Genomic DNA, 20,665 nt, shown 5'->3' on the forward strand with positions numbered 1-20,665 from the left:
AGACGATGACACGCCTTCGCATCGACGTCGAATACCTGACCGACACGCTGAGGAAACTGCTCGAGACGCCGAGCCCGACCGGCTACACGGACTCCATCGTGCGCTGGGTGTCGGCGGAACTGGAACGGCTCGGGCTCGATGTGGAGCTGACCCGCCGCGGCGCCATCCGCGCGATCCGGCCCGGCAAGGAGAAGCGCGGCGCCAGGGCCATCGTCTCCCATGTCGACACGCTCGGCGCCCAGGTGAAGTTCCTGAAGGATAACGGCCGGCTGGCGCTGGTGCCGATCGGCAACTGGTCGGCACGGTTCGCCGAAGGGGCGCGGGCGACGGTGTTTACCGAAAAGGGCACCTATCGCGGCACCATCCTGCCGCTGAAGGCCTCCGGCCATACCTTCAACGAGGAAATCGACGCGCATCCGATCGGCTGGGAATATGTGGAGATGCGGGTCGATGCGCTCGCCCGCAGCACGCCGGACCTTGCCCGGCTCGGCATCGATGTCGGCGACATCATCGCCATCGATCCGCTGCCCGAGTTCCTCGACAACGGCTTCATCGTCTCGCGCCATCTCGACAACAAGGCGGGCGTCGCCGTGATGCTGGCGGCGCTGAAGGCGATGCAGCAGGAAAAGGTCAAGACCCCGGTCGACATCCACTGGCTGTTCACCATCGCCGAGGAAGTCGGCGTTGGCGCCTCCTCGGTGCTCAAGCACGAGGTCGCCTCGATGATCACCGTCGACAACGGTACGACGGCGCCGGGGCAGAACTCCAACGAGTTTGGCGTCACCATCTCCATGGCCGACCAGACCGGACCGTTCGACTATCACCTGACCAAGAAGCTGGTCGACCTCTGCCGGTCGAACGAGATCCTGTTCCAGAAGGACGTGTTCCGCTACTACCGGTCCGATTCGGCAAGCGCGATCGAGGCGGGCGCGGATGTGCGCACCGCGCTGATCACCTTCGGCGTCGATGCCTCGCACGGCTATGAGCGGATCCACGTCCATGCCCTGCGCTCGCTGTCGGAACTGATCACCGCCTATGCGGCGAGCACGGTGGCGATCAAGCGCGACTTCGAGGAGACCGGCAGCCCGAAGGGCTTCACCAAGCAGCCGGTCAGCAAGGCGCAGCAGACCCTGTCGCCGAATGTGCGCGCCAGCCAGCTCGACCTGGAAAAGAAGCGCCGGGCGGCGAAGGAGCCGGAGCCGGCGAAATAGGCAGCCGCGGGTCGAGCCGGCATTGCGACCATCGGTCCGAGGCGGCCGGCCTACATCCGCTGTGCGGTTGACAGGCGTCGCGCCGTCGGCGATGCGATGACCACCTTGCGGCGCCGGCCGATCCGGCCGCGCCTTTTTCGTTGCGGCTCTGACGCACCATGACCCTCATCGTCGTAACCGATCTCGACGGGACGCTCCTCGACCACGACAGCTATCGCTGGGACGCGGCGCAGCCGGCCCTCGATGTGCTGAAGGACCGGGGCATTCCTCTCATCCTGTCGAGCAGCAAGACGGCCGCGGAGATCGCACCGCTGCGCGATGCCCTCGGCTTTTCGCACTGTCCGGCGATCGTTGAGAACGGCGCCGGCATCCTGGAAGGCGGCGATGCAGCCGGAGAGGATGGCGGCGAGACGCCCTATCGCCGGCTGCGGGCGGTGCTCGACGATCTGCCGGCGGCGTTGCGTGAGCCGTTTGCCGGCTTCGGCGACTGGACGGCGGCAGAGGTGGCCAAGCGCACCGGCATGGGTACCGAGAGCGCGGTCCGGGCGCAGGCGCGGCGGTTTTCCGAGCCGGGCCTGTGGTCCGGCGACGAGGCCGGTCTCGAGGCTTTCCTGGCGGCGCTCGCCAAACACGGCGTCTCGGCGCGGCGCGGCGGCCGCTTTCTGACGCTCTCCTTCGGCGCCGACAAGGCCGACCGCATGGCCGAGATCGCGCCGCGCTATGCTAACGGCGACACCGGTCCGACGGTGATCGCGCTCGGCGATGCGCCGAACGACATCTGCATGCTGGAAGCTGCCGACATCGGGATCGTCATCGCCAATCCGGCCCACGATCCCCTGCCGCCGCTTGACGGCGAGGCGGCCGGGCGGATCCTCCGTTCGCGTCTTGCCGGGCCTTCGGGCTGGAACGAATCCCTTCTTTCGGTCATCAATGGTACGAATTTCGGGGTGTAAGGATTTGCGGCAGCGGATGTTGCCTCCCCCCTTTGACGGAGAACGGCCTTGGGCGACTACCATCAGAACGGCAATGTGGCGACGCTGCATCGCTTCGGCACCCTCGATCCGGCGGACCTGGAGCGCGAGCTGAACCACTATGCGCAGACGCGCAAGATCTCGCTGATCCTGCCCTCGCTCTATTCCGAGCTCGAGGCACAGGCGCTCTCCGACATCCTCGACGAACTTTCCACTGCCACCTTCGTCAACCAGATCATCATCGGCCTCGACCGCGCCGACGAGGACCAGTACCGCTATGCCAAGGAGTATTTCTCCCGGCTGCCCCAGGACCATGTGGTGCTGTGGAACGACGGGCCGCGGCTGAAGGCAATCGATTCCCGGCTCGGCGAAATGGATCTGGCGCCGAGCGAGCCCGGCAAGGGGCGCAATGTCTGGTACTGCATCGGCTATGCCCTGTCGGCCAAGAACTGCGACGTCATCGCCATCCACGACTGCGATATCGTCACCTATTCCAAGGAGATGCTGGCGCGGCTGGTCTATCCGGTGACCAATGCGCGGTTCCCCTACCAGTTCTGCAAGGGCTACTACCCGCGGATCGCCGACCGCAAGATGAACGGGCGGGTGACGCGCCTCCTGGTGACGCCGCTGCTCCTGGCCCTCAAGAAGGTCATCGGCCAGAACGCCTATGTCGATTATCTGAAGTCGTTCCGTTATCCGCTCGCCGGCGAATTCGCGATGCGTACGGCGATCCTGCCGGAAATCCGCATCCCCTCCGACTGGGGCCTTGAGATCGGCGTGTTGTCGGAGGTCTACCGGAACCTTTCCGCCAACGCGGTCTGCCAGGTCGACATCGCCGACGCCTACGACCACAAGCACCAGCCACTGTCGGAGGACGACGCGACCCAGGGCCTGTCGCGGATGTCGACGGATATCTGCAAGGCGATCTACCGTAAGCTCGCCATCGACGGCGTGATCTTCTCGCCGGAGATCTTCCGCACCCTGAAGGCGACCTACTACCGGATCGCGCTGGACCTCATCGAGGTCTACTACAATGACGGCCTGATCAACGGCCTCCATGTGGACCGCCACGTGGAGGAGCGCTCGGTGGAGCTGTTCGCCGCCAACATCGTGGAGGCCGGGCAGGTGTTCCTGCAGAACCCGATGGAAGCCCCCTTCATCCCCAACTGGAGCCGGGTCCAGGCGGCCGACTCCGACCTCATGCGCGAGCTGTTCGACGCGGTGAAGGCGGATAACGAGGAATTCGCGGCAGGGTAGGCGCGGCGCGGTGGGTGCGCCATTGCCGGCGATCGGTGCAAGCTGCTCTGGATTGCTTCGCTGCGCTCGCAATGACGACATTTCCTCAATAATTTCAACGTCATTGCGAGGAGGCCGGAAGGCCGACGCGGCAATCCAGATACGGCCGTTCGCGCGAAATCACCGATCCCGGTTGGCGATCCAGCGGCACTGGTAGGGCTCCAGCACGATTTCTTCCGCCGAGGTCGTCATCCGTTCGCCGGTGAGAAGGTCGGCCCAGTCCTTGCCGTCGATGAGGTTGATCGCCAGCACCGGGATCGAGATCTCCTCCCGGGTGACGTTGGCGATCGAGAAGATGCTCTGGGACCTATCGAGGCTCTGGCGCCAGATGCCGAACACCTGGTCGCCGAGATGCAGCGTGAACTGGGTGGCGTTGGGGTGGAAGCCCGGCTGCTCGGCGCGGATGCCGATGCGCCTTGTTAGTTCGGCGAGCACCCGGGCGTGCAGGCTCGTCTTGTCGGCGAGCAGCCCCTTCAGTTCCTCGAAGTCCCACTGGCGCCGGTTGATGGCGCGGTTGATGCCGGCCCGCTCCACGCCGTCCAGGTCGTTCGGCGTGCCGAGCAGGGAATGGATGTAGAAGGCGGGAATGCCTTCCAGCCCCATCATGATGGTCTGGCTGCAGATGAAGCGCTCGAACTGCCAGTCGTCGGGCCCGTCGACCGTGCCCTTCATGGCATCGATCAGCGACACGTTCAGCTCGTAGGGCGACTGCTTGCCGTCCGAGGTGGAACGCATGGAGACGAGGCCGCCGAACCCCTTCACCGTCTCGATCACCCGCTCAAGCTCTTCCGGTTCGATCAGGCCCTCGGCGGGCCTCAGCCCGATGCCGTCATGGGAGGCGGTGAAGTTGAGATAGGCGCAGCCGAGCTGCGCCGGCGGCATGCGCATCTGCCAGATGTTGAGGGCGCGCGAGGAGCCGGTCAGGAGCGCCTGCAGCAGGAGCGGCGGCAGCGAGAAATTGTAGATCGCGTGGGCTTCGTTGCGGTTGCCGAAATAGGACAGGTTCTCGTCCTTGGGCACGTTGGTCTCGGTCAGGAGCACCACTGGCTCGGCCGCATAGTCGCAAAGCACCCGCATCAGCCGTACGATGGCGTGGGTCTCGGGCAAGTTAATGCAGGAGGTGCCGATCTCCTTCCACAGGAAGGCGACGGCATCGAGGCGGATGATGCGCACGCCCTTGTCGATGTGGAGCCGAAGGATGCGCAGGAATTCCAGCAGCACGTCCGGGTTGGAGAAGTCGACGTCGACCTGGTCGTGGCTGAAGGTGCACCAGACGTAGCGGGTGCCGGACGGTGTCTCGACCTCCCTCAGGAGAGGGTGCGCGCGCGGGCGCACGACGGCGGAAAGGTCGTCGTCCGGGCTCGCCTCGCAGAAGAAGCGGTCGTAGGGCGCATGGCCCTGGCGGTATTCGCTGAACCAGGTGCTCTGGCTGGAGACGTGGTTCAGCACCAGGTCCGACATCAGCTTGAAGGAAACGGCGATGCGGCGGATGTCGTCCCAGTCGCCGAGGCCGGAATTCACCGAATAATAGTCGGTGACGGAAAAGCCGCCGTCGGAGGTGTAGGGAAAGAACGGCAGAATGTGGACGCCGGTGATCGTGCCGCTGAGATATTCCTGCAGGAAATTGTAGAGCACATCCAGCGGCTTGTGCTTGCCGTCGACGACCGTGTTGCCATAGGTGATGACGAGGCTGTCGCGCTCCGACCACAGCGTGTTGCCGGGCTGGCGCGAGCGGTGGCGCGGCCCCCTGCCGTCCGCCCAGAAGGTCTCGATGACGTCGTGGGCCAGGGCGTCGATGTCCCGGTCGGGATAGATCGCCTTCAACAGCGCCTTCAGCTTTCCGGTCAGCTTGCTGGAGACGTTGTTTGAGACGGGCAGCGCGGAGTGCGTCTCGGTCATTCTCGTTTCATCTTTTGTTGCCCCTGGGAGGAGGGCGAAAGGCCAGTTGCGAAGCTTTGGCGATTTTCCGGCTCGCGACAAGCCCCGTTGATGGCGTCTCGTCGGGAACCTGCGCGCGCTCTGTGCGTTTCTACCGATATATGGGGCGGGGCCGGACAACTTTGCCTAAAATTTGAACCTCAGGTCAAATCCCGGTTAACGCGTGGGCACATTTGTTCTAACCTTGCCGACGAAAACGCGAAAACGGGCCATTGAGCCTGCAGCGACCGGTGGCATGGGACTTGCTCCACCCCATCGTGGTTTTGCGTATAACGCGGGAGAAGAATGAGCGAGGAAACAAGCGACCCCTTCGTCAGTTTCGATGAAATCGTCCTGCCCAACGGCCAACCCCGGCCGGGAATGGAACAGATAGCGGAATGGATGGTCTCCGCGCCGCGCAGCCTGTTGAAGGTGCGGCAGTCGGAGGCGGAAACCCTGTTCCGGCGTATCGGCATCACCTTTGCCGTCTATGGCGAAGGCGGAGATCCCGAGCGGTTGATCCCGTTCGATATCGTGCCGCGCATCCTGCTTGCCAGCGAATGGGATTTCCTGGCCCGCGGCCTGGAGCAGCGGGTGCGGGCCCTCAACATGTTCCTCAACGACGTCTACCACGACGGCGAGATCCTCGCCGCCGGGCGGGTGCCGTCGAAGCTGGTGCTGCAGAACAAGGCGTATCTGCCGGAAATGCGGGGCGTCTCGGTGCCCGGCAACATCTACACCCACATCGCCGGCATCGACCTGGTGCGCACCGGGCCGGAAGAGTTCTACGTGCTGGAGGACAACACCCGCACGCCGTCCGGCGTTTCCTACATGCTGCAGAACCGCGAAGTGATGATGCGGCTGTTCCCGGACCTGTTCAACAACCACGCGGTGGCGCCGGTCGAACGCTATCCGGAAGACCTGTTCGAGACGCTGCATTCGGTGGCGCCGGCGGGATGCGACGGCGACCCGACGGTGGTGGTGCTGTCGCCGGGGCTCTACAACTCCGCCTATTACGAGCACACCTTCCTTGCCGACAAGATGGGCGTGGAGCTGGTCGAGGGCCAGGACCTGTTCGTGAAGAACAACTTCGTCTTCATGCGCACGACCCACGGGCCGCAGAAGGTCGACGTCATCTACCGGCGCATCGACGATGCCTTCCTCGATCCGCTGACCTTCCATCCGGACAGCATCCTCGGCGTTCCGGGGATCATGAACGTCTACCGGGCCGGCAACGTCTCGCTCGCCAACGCGGTCGGCGGCGGCATCGCCGACGACAAGGCGATCTACATGTATGTGCCGGACATGATCGACTTCTATCTCGGCGAAAAGCCGCTGTTGAAGAACGTCGACACCTTCTGGTGCGACAAGACCGACGATTGCGCCTATGTGCTCGACCATCTCGACGAGCTGGTGGTCAAGGAGGTCGCCGGCTCGGGCGGCTACGGCATGCTGGTCGGCCCGAAGGCGGACGCCAAGGAGCGCGCCGCCTATGCGGAACGGGTCAAGGCCAATCCGTCCGAATTCATCGCCCAGCCGACGCTGTCGCTGTCGACCTGCCCGACCTTCGTGGCGGAAGGCTATGCGCCGCGCCACGTGGATCTGAGGCCGTTCGTGCTGGTCGGCGCCGACAAGGTGCGGCTAGTGCCGGGCGGCCTGACCCGGGTCGCCATGCGCGCCGGCTCGCTGGTGGTCAACTCCTCGCAGGGCGGCGGTACCAAGGATACCTGGGTGCTCAATCCGCCTTTCGGGACGACCGGCGACGGAGGCGCCGATGCTTAGTCGCACCGCCGCCAACCTCTACTGGATGGGCCGCTACATGGAGCGGGCCGAGAACCTCGCCCGGATCCTGGAAGTCGGCTACCGCATGAGCCAGATGCCGGACCCGGCAAATGGCGGGACCCGCAACGAGTGGAGTTCCTTTGCGATCGCCACCGGCTGCGAGGACGAGATGCTGGCCAAGCACGGCGAGCCCGACCTCGATGCCTCGATCGCCTTCATGGTGCTGGACGGGGACAACCCCTCCTCCATCCATGCCTGCCTCCGGGCAGCGCGGACCAATGCGCGGGCCGTGCGCACGGCGATGACCAGCGAGATGTGGGAAAGCCTCAACGATACCTGGCTGGAATTCCGCGGCCACTGGCTGCAGACGCTGAAGCGCGAGAATCTGGCGCCGTTCCTGGAATGGGTGCGCAACCAGACCAGCCTCTTTCGCGGCGCCCACAGCGGCACCATGCTGCGCGACGATGCGTTCTCGTTCCTGAACGCCGGCACCTTCATCGAGCGCGGCGACAGCACTGCGCGCATCCTCGACATGAAGTACCACATCCTGCTGCCGCCCGGCGAAAGCCTCGGCGGCTCGGTCGACTACTACCAGTGGACGACGCTGCTGCGCTCGGTTTCCGCGCTCGGCTCCTATCACTGGGTCTATCGCGAGCCGGTCAAGCCGTGGCTGGTGGCGGAACTCTTGATCCTGCGCGAGGAGATGCCGCGGTCGTTGCGTTATTCGCTGTCGCGGGTCAACGCGTTCCTGGCCACCATCGCGGAAGGCCACGGCCAGCGTTTTGAATGCAACCGGCGCGCCGGCCAGCTCTATTCCCAACTCTGCTACGACAACATCGAGGACGTGTTCCAGAGCGGGCTGCACGAATACCTGACCAAGTTCATCACCCGCAACAACGCACTCGGCGTCAGCATCGCCCAAAGCTTCCATTTCTGAGCGACACCCCATGAAGATCACCATCGATCACGAAACGGTCTATCGCTACGAGGAAGAGGCGAGCTACTCGATCCAGAGCCTGCGCCTGACACCGCAGCCCTTCGACGGGCAGGTGGTGCGGTCCTGGTCGGTGTCCTCGCCGGTCGCCGGGGCGCTGCATGCCGTCACCGACAGCTTCGGCAACGTCACCCACACGCTGGTCGTCGACCGGCCGCACCGGGAAATCGTCATCCGGGTCCGCGGCAAGGTCGACACGCAGAACACCGACGGCCTGGTCGCCGGCGCAGTGGAGCCGTTCCCGCCGCTGTTCTACCTGCGCGAGACCGAGCTGACCCAGTCGGACGGGGCGATCCGGGCGCTCGGCAGGGCGGCGGACTCGGGATCGGAGAACGTGCTCGACTGCCTGCACCGGCTGATGGGCGGCATCCACGAGGCGATCGAATACAAGAGCGGCGAGACCAGCGCCACGACGACGGCGATCGAGGCGCTGGCCAACGGCGCCGGCGTCTGCCAGGACCACGCCCACGTCTTTATCGCCGCAGCGCGCACGCTCGGTATTCCCGCGCGCTACGTTTCCGGCTATCTGCTGAACAACGACACCGGCGACGACGACGATGCGGCCCATGCCTGGGCCGAGGCGCTGGTGCCGGATCTCGGCTGGGTCGGCTTCGACGTCGCCAACCGGGTCTGTCCGACCGAACACTACGTCCGGCTCGGGGTCGGCCTCGACTATCGCGAGGCGGCGCCGGTGCGGGGCGTCCGGCGCGGCGGCGGCGAGGAAACCATGTCGGTGGTGGTGCGTGTCGCCCAGACCGGCGCCAGTGCACAATAGGAAGTGCACAATAGGATATGTGCGCAATAAGACATGTTGCGGCCCCGGCGGGCCGGGCATGCGGGAAAGGGCTCCGGGCAATGACCTACTGCGTCGGGCTGTTGCTGAAGGACGGCCTGGTGATGCTGGCGGATACGCGCACCAATGCCGGCGTCGACAACGTCTCCACCTATTCCAAGACCTTCGTGTGGGAGGATCCGGGCGAGCGGACCATCGTGCTGATGACCGCCGGCAACCTGGCCATCACCCAGTCGGTGGTCAATCTGGTCTCGGAGGGCATTCCCGATCCGGAGGACCCGCACGGGCCGCGGGCGACGCTTGCCAACGTGCCGAGCCTGTTCGAGGCGGCGCGGCTGGTCGGCCGGGCGATCCGCCAGGTGCACGACTACGATGCCGAGGCGATGCGCGCCCAGGACACGCCCTTTGCCGCCTCGTTCCTGCTCGGCGGCCAGCTCAAGGGCCGGACCATGCGGCTGTTCCAGATCTACGCCGCCGGCAATTTCATCAGTGCGGCGCCGGATACCCCGTTCCTGCAGATCGGCGAGCACAAATACGGCAAGCCGATCCTCGACCGGGCGCTCGACTATGGCGAGACGACGCTGGAAGACGGCGTCAAGCTGGCCCTCCTGTCGATGGACTCCACGGTGCGCTCGAACCTTTCGGTCGGCTTTCCGCTCGACCTGGTGCTTTATCGCAAGGACGGCCTGAAGATCTTCCGCCAGGTGCGGATCGAGGACGACAACGCGTATTTCCAGAAGATCTCGCGGCAATGGTCGGAGGCGCTGCGCGACGCCTATCACGTGCTGCCGCCGCCGGAATGGACCTGAGGTCCGGGTTTGAGGCGCGCGTGGGGGCTGCGTTGCTGTCCGGGGCAGGTGTAGCGGCGGGGGCGCCGGCAATTGGCCAGTAGACATAATCCCGGCAAGCCGCTATATTGGATACGCTGGTGAAAATACTGAAACGCTCTACTACTGCATTGAACTCAAACGAAAAAATAATTGATATGCAAGGTTTGGCGGTCTCGGTTCCGGCCAGCGGACCCACAGCGCTTTTTGCGCGATCTTGCTGAGGATTAATCGACGCGCTGTGCTCTTCCCGGATCCCTGACGACTTATCTGCGCCGAATTCGGTCGACGACACTCGCCCGCTTGATAGTTCCGGCCAGCGATCCATCCATCAACTGACTTCAAGGACGAACGATCATGCCGACCGGAACGGTAAAGTGGTTTAATCGCGACAAGGGCTACGGCTTCATCAAGCCGGACGAGGGTGGCCCGGACGCCTTCGTGCACATCACTGCCGTGGAGCGCGCCGGACTTCCCGGCCTCGACGAAAACCAGAAGATTTCCTACGAGCTGGTCCAGGGCCGCAACGGCAAGAAATCCGCCGACAACCTGCAGCTTCTCTAGGGTGTGCCTTCCGAAACCGGGCATCGGTTTCGGAACAGGGACAGACGCAGGAACAGACAATTGAAGCATGGTGCGTGACATCGGATCGACCGCGGGCATGCTTTAGGATCGTTGCCGATCAGGGCGCCGGACCGTAGGCAAGAACGGCCACCCGGGGACGGCTCAACTGGCCGCCTTCGGCACCCTTTGACATCCGGTCTCGCCAGATGGCGGGATCGACCGCCTTACGGCAGTAGACGCCGCGTTTTTCGGAGCGGAATGCGTTCGGTTGGAAACGCATTACCGCTCTTTTTTTATGTAAATCTTTTCCGCATCTCTTTGAATCGATACTACGTTGTTTCAACAAGAGCCAAATTGTATCTGATGAAGTCAGAATACTTTTACGCAAGACAAATAAATCCCACAAATTGAAATCCATTTCGGCCAAGAGACGAGTCGCGCCTTCGAGTCGACCGGACTACTCAGCGAGTTTGACTCGATTTTAATTGTCAGCGGCGCTCTGTATACCATCAATAAACCAATCCCACCGACGTTTATCGATATTTTTCAGCCAATTGTTAATATTCAACGGATAGGTTTTCCATCTTTCGGCAACTCCGGACCAGTGCCGGGATTGGGGAATTGGAGTGTTGTTGTCGCATCAAGCGATGTCGGTACGGCGGAGTAGGTGATGAAGCGTTCCGTGCGCGTCCCCCGACAAAAGACACCCGTCCATCGGTTTGCGGTCATTGCGGGCGCCGGCCGCAAGGAGGCCGCCGACGGCTGCATGCAGACGGCGCTCGCCGCGCTTGCGGCTGCCTGCTCGCCGGTAACGCGTCCCAAGCACTTCTTCGAGGAATGCCTGCGGAACCTTGCCGCCGCCTATTCGGCCGATTTCGCCTTCTGCGGGGTCTTCACCGACGACACGGAGACCGCCATCGAGACCGTGGCGGTGGTCGCGGGTGGCCGCGGCAGTAAGAACATCACCTACGAGCTTGCCGGAACGCCCTGCGAGGACGCGCTGAAGGCCGACAACGTGTTCATCGAGTGCGGCGTGCAGAAGCTTTATCCGGCCGATTCCCTGTTGGAGGAGATGGGGGTCGAAAGCTATTTCGGCGCCCCGCTGATCACCGCCGACGGCGAGGTGATGGGGCTGGTCGCCGTGCTCGGCCGCAAGCCGATGATGCGCCATCCCTGGACCGATTCCGTACTCGGGCTGTTCGCCAACCGGATTGCGCTGGAGCTGGAACGCCAGCGCATCGAGCAGGAAATCGAGCTGTCGGCCAGCGTCTTTGAGAACAGCCACGAAGGCATCATGATCTTCAGCGCCGACTGGCAGATCCGCAAGGTCAACCGCGCCTTCACCAAGATCACCGGCTACGAACCTGACGAAGTGATCGGCAAGCACGCGCGGATCCTCGCCTGCGACCGGCACGACGAAACCTTCTATCTGGAGCTGATGCGGGTTGCCGAGGAAGAGGGCCGCTGGGAGGGGGATCTCTGGAGCCTGAACAAGGCCGGCGGCCTGTTCGGCGAACGGCGGACGATCACGGCCGTACGCGACCCGGCGAGCGGGCGCATCCTGCACTTCGTCAGCATCTTCACCGACATTTCCGAGGAGAAATTCGCCGAACAGCGGATCAACCGCCTCGCCCATTACGACCAGACGACGGAGCTGCCGAACCGCCTGTTCTTCAGCGAGAAACTGAGCCAGACCATCGCTGGCGCGCGCAGTTCCGAGACCTGTTTCGCGCTGATGATGCTCAATCTCGACAAGTTCAAGGCGATCAACGAAAGCTACGGCCACATGACCGGCGACCGGCTCCTGAAGGCCGTCGCCGACCGGCTGCAGACGCTGCCCTCGGACCACTATTTCCCCGCCCGGCTCAGCGGCGACGAATTCGCCGTCATCTGCCGGGTGCCGCAGGACCCGGCATGCGCCGAGCAGCCGCTCGCCATCCGCGCCCGGGCACTGCTCGACCTGATCGGCACGCCGTTCATGCTCGACGGCGAGCAGACGACGATCTCCGCCAGCGTGGGCATCGCCATCTATCCGCGCGACGGCGCCGATTCCCAGGCGATCATCCGCAGCGCCGATTTCGCCCTGGCCGCGGCCAAGGCGAACCCGCACCGGCGCACCGAATTCTATCGTACCGAACTGTGCGAGCAGGCCGAACGGCAGGTGGCGCTCACCAAGCTTTTGCGCAAGGCCGTGTCGCGGCACCAGTTCCGGGCCTACTACCAGAGCAAGCACGCGGTGGACGACGGCCGCCTCACCGGCTACGAGGCGCTGATCCGCTGGCAGCTCGACGACGGCGTGCTGGTCAGCCCGGCCCAGTTCATCCCGGTCGCGGAGGAAACCGGCCTGATCGTGGAGATCGGCCGGTGGATGCTCGGCGAAGTGTGCCGGCAGATCACCGAATGGCGCCGCCTCGGCTATGCCTTCGGCCGGGTCTCGGTCAACATCTCCGGGCGCCAGCTCACCGATCCGGAGTTCGTCACCACGGTGGCGGAGATCATCGGCAGGACCGGGGTCGATCCGTCGGATCTGGAACTGGAAATCACCGAAAGCTGGCTGATGGTCGATCCGGAGCGCTCCACGGAGATCCTGCAGGCGCTGCGCGGCATGGGCTTCAAGCTGTCGATCGACGATTTCGGCATCGCCTATTCGTCGATGAACTATTTGAAGCATTTTCCCGTCGACATCATCAAGGTCGACCGGTCCTTCGTGCGCGACATCCTCACCGACCGCGACAGCCAGGCGATCGTCTCGGCGATCATCGCCATGGGCCACAATCTCGGCCGGGAGATCGTCGCCGAGGGCGTGGAGACCAGGGGCCAGCTCGACATGCTGCGCTCGGCCGGCTGCGACGAGGCGCAGGGCTACCTGTTTTCCCGGCCGGTGCCGCCGGAGGACGTGGAGCGGGCGCGGCGGATGCCGCTGCGCCAGGAGGCGGTGGCGTCGTGACAGTTCAGGGAGCCTGATTCAGGCCCCTTCGATTTCCTCGCGCAGCACTTCCAGTTCCAGCCAGGCTTCTTCCTTTTCGGCCAGTTGTCCCTGCAGCTTGGCAAGGCCGTCGGCGATCCTTGAAAAGCCTTCCGGGTCGCGCTCGTAAAGGCCGGGGTCTTCCAGCCGCTTCTGCTCGGCCGCGATCTTTTTCTCCAGCGCTGCGATCTCGCCCGGCAGGGTGTCGAGGGCGTATTGCTCCTTGAAGGAGAGCCGGCGCTTTTCTCCAGATTTTGACTGGGCCTTGGCGGCCTCGCCCGGCTTGTCCCTGTCGCCGCTTTTGGTGCTCGCCGACACCGCCTTTGCCGCTTCCGCCTCGCGGGCCCGGATCGTGCGTTCCACATAGCCGTAGCCGCCCGGATAGAGCGTCCAGGCGCCGCCGCCCTCCACGGCGACGACGGAGGTGACGATGCGGTCGAGGAAGTCGCGGTCGTGGCTGACGAGGAAGACGGTGCCGGAGTAGTCGGCGAGCAGTTCCTGCAACAGGTCGAGGGTTTCCAGGTCGAGGTCGTTGGTCGGCTCGTCGAGGACCAGGAGATTCGACGGCCGGGCGAACGCGCGGGCGAGCATCAGCCGGCCGCGCTCGCCGCCGGACAGCGCCTCGATGGGCGTGCCGATCTGTTCCGGGCGGAACAGGAAATCCTTCATGTAGCTGACGACGTGGCGCTGGCTGTCGCCGACCATGACCATGTCGCCGCCGCCATCGGTCAGCGCATCGCGCAGGGACGTCGTCGGCGGAAGGCTTTCGCGCTTTTGGTCGAGGGTGACGACCTCAAGCCTTGTGCCGAAGCGGATGCTGCCCTCGTCGGGTTCCAGATCGCCGGTCAGAAGCCGCAGCAGCGTCGTCTTGCCGGCGCCGTTCGGGCCGATGATGCCGATGCGGTCGCCGCGGTCGATCTTGATGGAGAAATCACTGATCGCCGGCGTGCCGTCCCAGCTCTTGGAGATGTTCTTGGCCTCGACCACCTGCTTGCCGGAGCTCTTCGCCTCGGCGGCGGTCATTTCCACGGTGTCGCGGGCGTCGCGGCCGCGAGCCGTCAGCCGGCGCTTTTCCTCGCGCAGGTCGTGGAGGTCGGCAAGACGCTTCTGGTTGCGCTTGCGCCGGCCGGAGACGCCGTGGATGACCCACTGGTTCTCGCGGTGGATCTTGCGCTCCAGCTTGTGGCGGTCGCGCTCCTCCTCCTCCAACATCTCGTCGCGCCAGGGTTCGAACTCGGCAAAGCCGCGTTCCAGCGTGCGGGCCGTGCCGCGGTCGATCCAGCAGGTGCGGCGGGAGAGGTTTTCCAGGAAGCGGCGGTCGTGGCTGATGAGGACGACGGCGGAGCGCTCGCGCTTCAGCTCGTCTTCCAGCCATTCGATGGCCGGCAGGTCGAGGTGGTTGGTGGGCTCGTCGAGCAAGAGGATATCCGGCTCCGGCGCCAGCGCACGGACCAGCGCGGCGCGGCGCATCTCGCCGCCGGAAAGCGTCTTCGGGTCGCCCGCGCCGTCGAGGCCCAGATGTTCCAGCAGATAGGTCACCCGGTGCGGGTCGGAACCGGCATCGAGCCCGGAGCCGGCGTAGTCGGCAACGGTTCCATAGGCGGAGAGGTCCGGCTCCTGTTCCAGGTAGCGGACCGTCACGCCGGGCTTGACGAAGCGCTCGCCGTCGTCGGCTTCTACGATGCCGGCGGCGATCTTCAGAAGCGTCGACTTGCCCGAGCCGTTGCGGCCGACGAGGCAGAGCCGATCGCGCTCGAAGACGGAAAGGTCCGCGCCTTCGAACAGCGGCGTGCCGCCGAAGGTCAGGTGGATGCCTTGCAGGGTCAGAAGGGGTGGCGCCATGGCTGCCGATGTAGATCAGTTCGCCGGCCATGGAAAGACGGGCATTGCGATCGGCGCTGGCGCCCCGTCGCGCCCGACGTTCCCCCATGTCGTCTGAGACGGGTCCAAGGTCGCATTCAAGCCACCTTCGAAAGCCCCGGGATTGCAATGCTAGGGCACCTTTCGGACAGCGGGCGGCGGTCGCGGATTGCGGCCGCCGCAGCGTCCCGTGGCTCGGCGCGGGGCGCCAGAAAACAGGGGAGCGGTCGGCATGAAGACGCATGCACGGGTGGTTGTGATCGGTGGCGGCGTCGTCGGCGTCGCAACGCTCTATCATCTGGTCAAGAAGGGCATCACCGATGCCGTCCTGATCGAGCGGCGGGAGCTGACCTCCGGCTCGACCTGGCACGCCGCCGGCCTGTTGCCGCTGTTCAACATGAGCTACGCGGTCGGCCAGATCCACAAATACTCCGTCAAGCTCTACGACACGCTGGAAGAAGAGACCGGCCTCAATGTCGGCTTCAAGAAGGTCTCCAACATCCGCCTCGCCCGCACCAGGGACCGGATGGACGAGTACGAGTATTATGCCGGGGTGGCGGAGACCATCGGCATCAACGTCAACTTCCTGACGCCCGAAGAGGTCAAGGAAATCTGGCCGCTGTGCGAGACGGACGGCATTCTCGGCGCCATCCAGCATCCGGATGACGGCTATATCCAGCCGGCGGACCTGACACAGGCGCTCGCCCGCGGGGCACGGGCCGGCGGCGGCGAGATCAACCGCTTTACGACGGTCACCGGGATCACCCAGAAGCCGAACGGAGAGTGGGTGGTCGCCACCGACAAGGGCGACATCACCTCAGAGCACGTGGTCTCCGCCACCGGCAACTTTGCCCGCAAGACCGCCGAGATGGTCGGCCTCGACCTGCCGGTCATTCCCGTCGAACACCAGTTCATCGTCACCGAGCCGCATCCGGAGATCGTCGCCCGCCAGAAGGCCGGACTGCCGGAAATGGGTGTGCTTCGCGAGTCGGACTCCTCCTGGTACCTGCGCGAGGAAAACGGCGGCCTGCTGCTCGGTCCCTACGAGGCCGGCGCGCCCTGCTGCTATGTCGACGGGCCGGCGAAGGACTGCGAATACGAGCTCTTCCAGGAAGACCTCGACCGGCTGGCCCCTCATATCGAGACGGCGATGGAGCGGGTGCCCGCCTTCGGCGAGGTCGGCGTCAAGGAGGTCTATAACGGTGCCATCTGCTACACGCCGGACGGCTCGCCGATGGTCGGGCCGGCCTGGGACCTGAAGAATTTCTGGATCAATGAGGGCCACTCCTTCGGCATCACGGCGGCCGGCGGCGCCGGCTGGCAGCTCGCCGAATGGATCGCCGAGGGCGAGCCCTCCATCGACATGACGGGCGTCGATCCGCGCCGCTTCGGCCCCTATGCCTCGCGCGGATATCTGAGGGCTAAGAACGAGGAGGCCTACGCCAACGTCTTTACCGTCCACTATCCCGACGAGGAGCGGCAGGCGGCGCGGCCGCTGAAGCGGGCGCCCTGCTACGACCGCATGAAGGCGCTCGGCGCCGTCTTCGGCTCCGTCTATGGCTGGGAGCGGCCGAACTGGTTTGCCCCTGCCGACCTGGAAGTGCCGGCGGGCGAGCTTGAGGTCGACGACGTCATCCTCAACCACAATCACGCCCCGGCCGACGAGACCGGCAAGGTGAAAGAGAAGTGGTCGTTCCGGCGCTCCAACTATTTCGAGCATGTCGGCAACGAGTGCCGGCACGTTTCGACAAAGGTCGGCCTCCTCGACATGTCGGCGTTTTCCAAGTTCGAGGTCTCCGGCCCCGGCGCGGAAGACTGGCTGGAAGGGCTCGTCGCCAACCGGGTGCCGAAGAAGGTCGGCCGGGTCAATCTCTGCCACATGCTGACGAAGAACGGCGGGGTCAGGGCCGAGTTCACCATCTACCGCAAGAGCCCGCGGGACTTCTACCTGGTCTCGGCCGGCGCCTTCGAGCGCCACGACTACGACTATCTGGAAAAGGCGCTTCCATCTGACGGAAGCGTCAGGCTGCAGAAGGTGACGACGCAATATGGCGTGCTGGTGCTGGCCGGGCCGAAGTCGCGGGACGTGCTCGCCAAACTTACCGACCAGGACCTTTCCAACGCGGCGTTCCCGTGGCTTTCCGGCCGCTTCATCAATGTGGGACCGGCCCAGGCCCATGCGCTCCGGGTCAATTTCGTCGGCGAACTGGGCTGGGAACTGCACCATCCGATCGAGATGCAGACCACCATCTTCGACCTCCTGATGGAGGCCGGCGCGGAATTCGACATCAAGCCGTTCGGGATCCGGGCGATGGATTCCATGCGGCTGGAGAAATCCTATCGGCTCATCCCGCGCGAGCTTTCCATCGAATATGCGGCGCTGGAATCCGGCCTCGACCGGTTCGTGCGGCTCGACAAGAACGTCGACTTCATCGGCCGCGATGCGCTCGCCGCCTGGAAGGAGAAGGGCTTCAAGTGGCAATTCGTCACCATGGAGGTCTCCGGCATCACGGATGCGGACGCGCGCGGCTCGGAGCCGATCTACAAGGACGGCGCGCTTGTCGGGCGGGCGACCTCCGGCGGCTTCGGCTGGCGGGTCGGCAAGAGCCTGGCGCTCGCCATGGTGCCGCCGGCGCTGGCGGTCATCGGCACCGAGCTTGAGATCAAGATCCTGGGTGAGATGCACAAGGCGACGGTGATTCCGGAAAGCCCGTTCGATCCCGACAATGAGAGGCTCAGGGCGTGACGACGGAATCGGCTGCGCGCGAGGCGACGACGTCGCTGCAGGAGCTTCTGGCCGACAAGGGCGTGCTCCTTGCCGACGGGGCGACGGGCACGAACTTTTTCGACATGGGGCTCACATCCGGTGAGGCGCCGGAGGTCTGGAATCTGGAGCAGCCGGAAAAGGTCCGCGCGCTGCACAAGGCCTTTGTCGAGGCCGGCGCCGACATCATCCTCACCAACACTTTTGGGGCCAACCGGCACCGGCTGAAGCTGCACGGGCTGGAAACCCGCGTGGTGGAGCTCAACCGCATTGCGGGGCAGCTCGCCCGGGCCGAGGCGGATGCCGCCGGGCGTGCCGTGCTCGTCGGCGGCTCGATCGGGCCGACGGGCGAACTGCTCGCACCGCTCGGCGATCTCACCTATGAGGGCGCGGTCGAAGCGTTTGCCGAACAGATCACAGGCCTTGTGGACGGCGGTGTGGATATCCTGTGGATCGAGACCATGTCGGCGCCGGAGGAAATGAAGGCGGCGGCGGAGGCAGCCAGCCGGAGCGAGCTGCCGTTCACGGTCACCGCGAGCTTCGATACCGCCGGCAAGACCATGATGGGCCTGTCGCCGGCCGGCCTTGCCGATCTCGCGAGCCACCTGCCGAAGGCGCCCGCCGGCTTCGGCGCCAATTGCGGTGTCGGCGCCTCGGACCTCCTCGTCGCCGTCCTCGGCATGACGCCCGAGGGCGCTGTGGAAAACGCCGTTCCCGTGGTCATCGCCAAGGCCAATTGCGGCATCCCCAAGATCCAGGGCGATGCCGTCGTCTACACCGGCACACCGGAGCTGATGGCCGACTATGCGCGGCTTGCCGTCGATTCCGGCGCACGCATTATCGGCGGCTGCTGCGGCACCTCGCCGGAGCACCTGGCGGCGATGCGTGAGGCGATCGACGATCATGTTCGCGATCGACGGCCCAGCCCGGACGACATCGTCGCCCGCATCGGGCCTCTGGTGGCGCCGCCGGCCGAGCCCGGCGCGGAGCGCGACCGGCCACGCCGGCGCCGGCGCTGAGGCGGCGGTTGGCCTGCGTCCGTTCATTTTAATCACTCAAACGTCAATACCTGGCGCTGCCGACCCGGCGCGACGCAAAAATTTTTGCTCGCGGAGAAGGCAATGCCTCACAATGTCGCAAATGCGTCGCAACGAGAATATGTCGGGCCGGAAATTGCCCGTACCGTTCGGGGATCGCGCATCGCGTCGCGGTGACGGGCAAACGCCAACCCCGAGGGGAGACCGGCCATGAACGCGCATTTCACGCCCACCGGAGCCGTCGTCGACGAGACGGTTTCTGCCGCCTCCTCCGCCCGGCCGGTCGCCGAGACCACCCGCGACGTCATCCGCCGCCTGGCGCAGAATTTCTCGCTGGAAATCGCCCCGGTCGCGGCCTCCAAGATCGCCTTCTTCAACGAGGTGCTGCCTGAGAAAAGCCCGGTCTTCGTGCCGGTGCTGCCGGGCACGGCGCTGGCCGACAACGTCGCCCTCGTCGCCCGCCTCGCCCAGGACGGCATGCGCCCGGTGCCGCACATCGCGGCGCGGCGGCTGTCCAGCTATGGCGAGCTCGACGATGCGCTCTCCCGCTTTCGCGAGACCGGCGGCATCGAGGACGTGCTCTTGATCGCCGGCGATCCGGCCAAGGCCGCCGGCCCGTTCCGCTCCAGCCTCGACGTCCTTGAGAGTGGCCTCCTGGAGCGCCATGAGATTTCCCGCGTGTTCGTTGCCGGCCATCCGGAGCCGAACCCCGATATTCCGGTTGCGACCGCCCGCGACTTCTTGATGGAAAAGAACGTCTGGGCGCGCGAGACCGGCACCGTGGTCGAGGTCGTCACCCAGTTTTCCTTCTCCTCCAGGGCGATCCTTTCCTGGGAGCGCGAGATGCGCGCGGCCGGCAACGAACTGCCGATCCGCGTCGGCCTTGCCGGGCCGACGAAGCCGGCGACGCTCCTCAAATTCGCCGCCCTTTGCGGCGTCAAGGCCTCGGCCGGGTTCGCCGCCAGGGCCGGCCTGAAGCTGACCAAGATGGCCAGCGAGCGGGCCCCGGACGACGTCATCTCAGACCTCGCCGCGGCCATGCTCAGCGACGCCGACAGCCGGATTTCCGGCATCCACCTCTTCACCTTCGGCGGCTTCGCCAAGGCGGCGCGCTGGATCACGTCAGTCGCCGACGACCGGTTCATGCCGAACGCGAAACTGACAGGCTTTTCGGTCGAGGCTTGATTTTTGTCTCACGGCCGAGCGTTCGCTAGCGCTCACTGGCCTCCGACGGGGCGGCGCATAGGCGCCGGCGGCCGTTCGGCCTTGCGAAGCCTTTCGGCCTCGGTTGTCCTTTCGGCGCCTTCGGTCGTCATCCCGGGCGAAGCGAAGCGCAGACCCGGGACCCATTTCCCTTCCCAATGCTGTAGCCCGTGGCGGGTCTTTTCCCGGCATCGATGCGCGCCGATTCCCGATCCTGCCAGCAACTGACATACCACCGTGAGGGGGGCAATAGGCCCGGGTCACGCCCCGGGGTGACGGCTGAGTGTGTGGCGAGGGGCGTAAAAAAAGCCGCAGCCGTCATTGCTGTGCAAGTTCACGAATTCGGTGATGGCTGTTCGGTTTTCTTTTGTTCGGCGAAGGTCTTTGGCGGGATGTTTCCGATTGCCTGGTGGGGCCTGAACTCGTTGTAGTAGATGATATATTCGATGAGCTCGTTGGCCAGGTGCTCGGGGGTGTCGAA

General features: G+C 65.0%; 16 protein-coding genes. 12 read left to right on the forward strand and 4 right to left on the reverse strand.

What is annotated here, in order from left to right:
* The first annotated feature begins 5 nt into the window (after positions 1–5).
* The 3 genes from CH339_RS14695 to CH339_RS14705 all read left to right on the forward strand — a co-directional run bounded on the left by CH339_RS14695 (position 6) and on the right by CH339_RS14705 (position 3,439).
* Complete coding sequence (locus CH339_RS14695) at positions 6–1,211, forward strand: osmoprotectant NAGGN system M42 family peptidase (RefSeq protein WP_111435113.1); 1,206 nt, start codon at positions 6–8, stop codon at positions 1,209–1,211.
* A 158-nt stretch (positions 1,212–1,369) separates the two neighbouring features.
* On the forward strand, positions 1,370–2,164 hold the full coding sequence (locus CH339_RS14700; protein WP_111435114.1) for an HAD-IIB family hydrolase: 795 nt from the start codon (positions 1,370–1,372) through the stop codon (positions 2,162–2,164).
* A gap of 48 nt (positions 2,165–2,212) precedes the next feature.
* Positions 2,213–3,439, forward strand: coding sequence for a glycosyltransferase family protein (locus CH339_RS14705; RefSeq protein WP_111435115.1), 1,227 nt, complete (start codon positions 2,213–2,215; stop codon positions 3,437–3,439).
* Between the two features lie 159 nt (positions 3,440–3,598).
* Here CH339_RS14705 and CH339_RS14710 read toward each other — a convergent pair whose 3' ends face one another.
* Positions 3,599–5,377, reverse strand: coding sequence for a sugar phosphorylase (locus CH339_RS14710; protein ID WP_111435116.1), 1,779 nt, complete (start codon positions 5,375–5,377; stop codon positions 3,599–3,601).
* 324 nt (positions 5,378–5,701) lie between these two features.
* Between CH339_RS14710 and CH339_RS14715 the strand changes: the two genes are divergently transcribed.
* The 5 genes from CH339_RS14715 (at position 5,702) to CH339_RS14735 (ending at position 10,355) form a co-directional block, all read left to right on the forward strand.
* On the forward strand, positions 5,702–7,177 hold the full coding sequence (locus CH339_RS14715) for a circularly permuted type 2 ATP-grasp protein (RefSeq protein WP_111435117.1): 1,476 nt from the start codon (positions 5,702–5,704) through the stop codon (positions 7,175–7,177).
* On the forward strand, positions 7,170–8,114 hold the full coding sequence (locus CH339_RS14720; RefSeq protein WP_111435118.1) for an alpha-E domain-containing protein: 945 nt from the start codon (positions 7,170–7,172) through the stop codon (positions 8,112–8,114). Before CH339_RS14715 ends, CH339_RS14720 begins: the two co-directional genes overlap by 8 nt.
* Before the next feature lie 10 nt (positions 8,115–8,124).
* Positions 8,125–8,946: a transglutaminase family protein gene (locus tag CH339_RS14725; RefSeq protein WP_111435119.1), complete on the forward strand. Its 822-nt coding sequence runs from the start codon at positions 8,125–8,127 to the stop codon at positions 8,944–8,946.
* Positions 8,947–9,026: 80 nt separating this feature from the next.
* A complete protein-coding gene (locus CH339_RS14730) occupies positions 9,027–9,773 on the forward strand; it encodes a proteasome-type protease (protein ID WP_111435120.1) in 747 nt (248 codons plus the stop codon).
* 375 nt (positions 9,774–10,148) lie between these two features.
* Positions 10,149–10,355, forward strand: coding sequence for a cold-shock protein (locus tag CH339_RS14735; protein ID WP_111435121.1), 207 nt, complete (start codon positions 10,149–10,151; stop codon positions 10,353–10,355).
* Between the two features lie 118 nt (positions 10,356–10,473).
* On the opposite strand, the gene CH339_RS24355 is transcribed toward CH339_RS14735, so the two are convergent.
* Complete coding sequence (locus tag CH339_RS24355; RefSeq protein ID WP_146610185.1) at positions 10,474–10,782, reverse strand: hypothetical protein; 309 nt, start codon at positions 10,780–10,782, stop codon at positions 10,474–10,476.
* 243 nt (positions 10,783–11,025) lie between these two features.
* Between CH339_RS24355 and CH339_RS14740 the strand changes: the two genes are divergently transcribed.
* Entirely contained in the window at positions 11,026–13,302 is a 2,277-nt protein-coding gene (locus CH339_RS14740; protein ID WP_111435122.1) for a putative bifunctional diguanylate cyclase/phosphodiesterase, read from the forward strand.
* Between the two features lie 18 nt (positions 13,303–13,320).
* Here CH339_RS14740 and CH339_RS14745 read toward each other — a convergent pair whose 3' ends face one another.
* A complete protein-coding gene (locus CH339_RS14745) occupies positions 13,321–15,162 on the reverse strand; it encodes an ABC-F family ATP-binding cassette domain-containing protein (protein WP_111435123.1) in 1,842 nt (613 codons plus the stop codon).
* Positions 15,163–15,412: 250 nt separating this feature from the next.
* Between CH339_RS14745 and CH339_RS14750 the strand changes: the two genes are divergently transcribed.
* The 3 genes from CH339_RS14750 (at position 15,413) to CH339_RS14760 (ending at position 20,166) form a co-directional block, all read left to right on the forward strand.
* Positions 15,413–17,926 (forward strand): GcvT family protein, encoded by a 2,514-nt coding sequence (locus tag CH339_RS14750; protein WP_111435124.1) that lies wholly within the window; start codon positions 15,413–15,415, stop codon positions 17,924–17,926.
* Complete coding sequence (gene bmt / locus CH339_RS14755; RefSeq protein ID WP_245408152.1) at positions 17,923–18,963, forward strand: betaine--homocysteine S-methyltransferase; 1,041 nt, start codon at positions 17,923–17,925, stop codon at positions 18,961–18,963. The genes CH339_RS14750 and bmt overlap by 4 nt, the downstream gene beginning before the upstream one ends.
* Before the next feature lie 228 nt (positions 18,964–19,191).
* Positions 19,192–20,166 (forward strand): methylenetetrahydrofolate reductase, encoded by a 975-nt coding sequence (locus tag CH339_RS14760; RefSeq protein WP_111435125.1) that lies wholly within the window; start codon positions 19,192–19,194, stop codon positions 20,164–20,166.
* 352 nt (positions 20,167–20,518) lie between these two features.
* On the opposite strand, the gene CH339_RS25430 is transcribed toward CH339_RS14760, so the two are convergent.
* Positions 20,519–20,665, reverse strand: a 147-nt coding sequence (locus CH339_RS25430; RefSeq protein ID WP_146610090.1) for an integrase core domain-containing protein, incomplete at its 5' end; no start/stop codon positions are given.

The sequence above is a fragment of the Rhodobium orientis genome, assembly GCF_003258835.1.
Taxonomy (GTDB): domain Bacteria; phylum Pseudomonadota; class Alphaproteobacteria; order Rhizobiales; family Rhodobiaceae; genus Rhodobium; species Rhodobium orientis.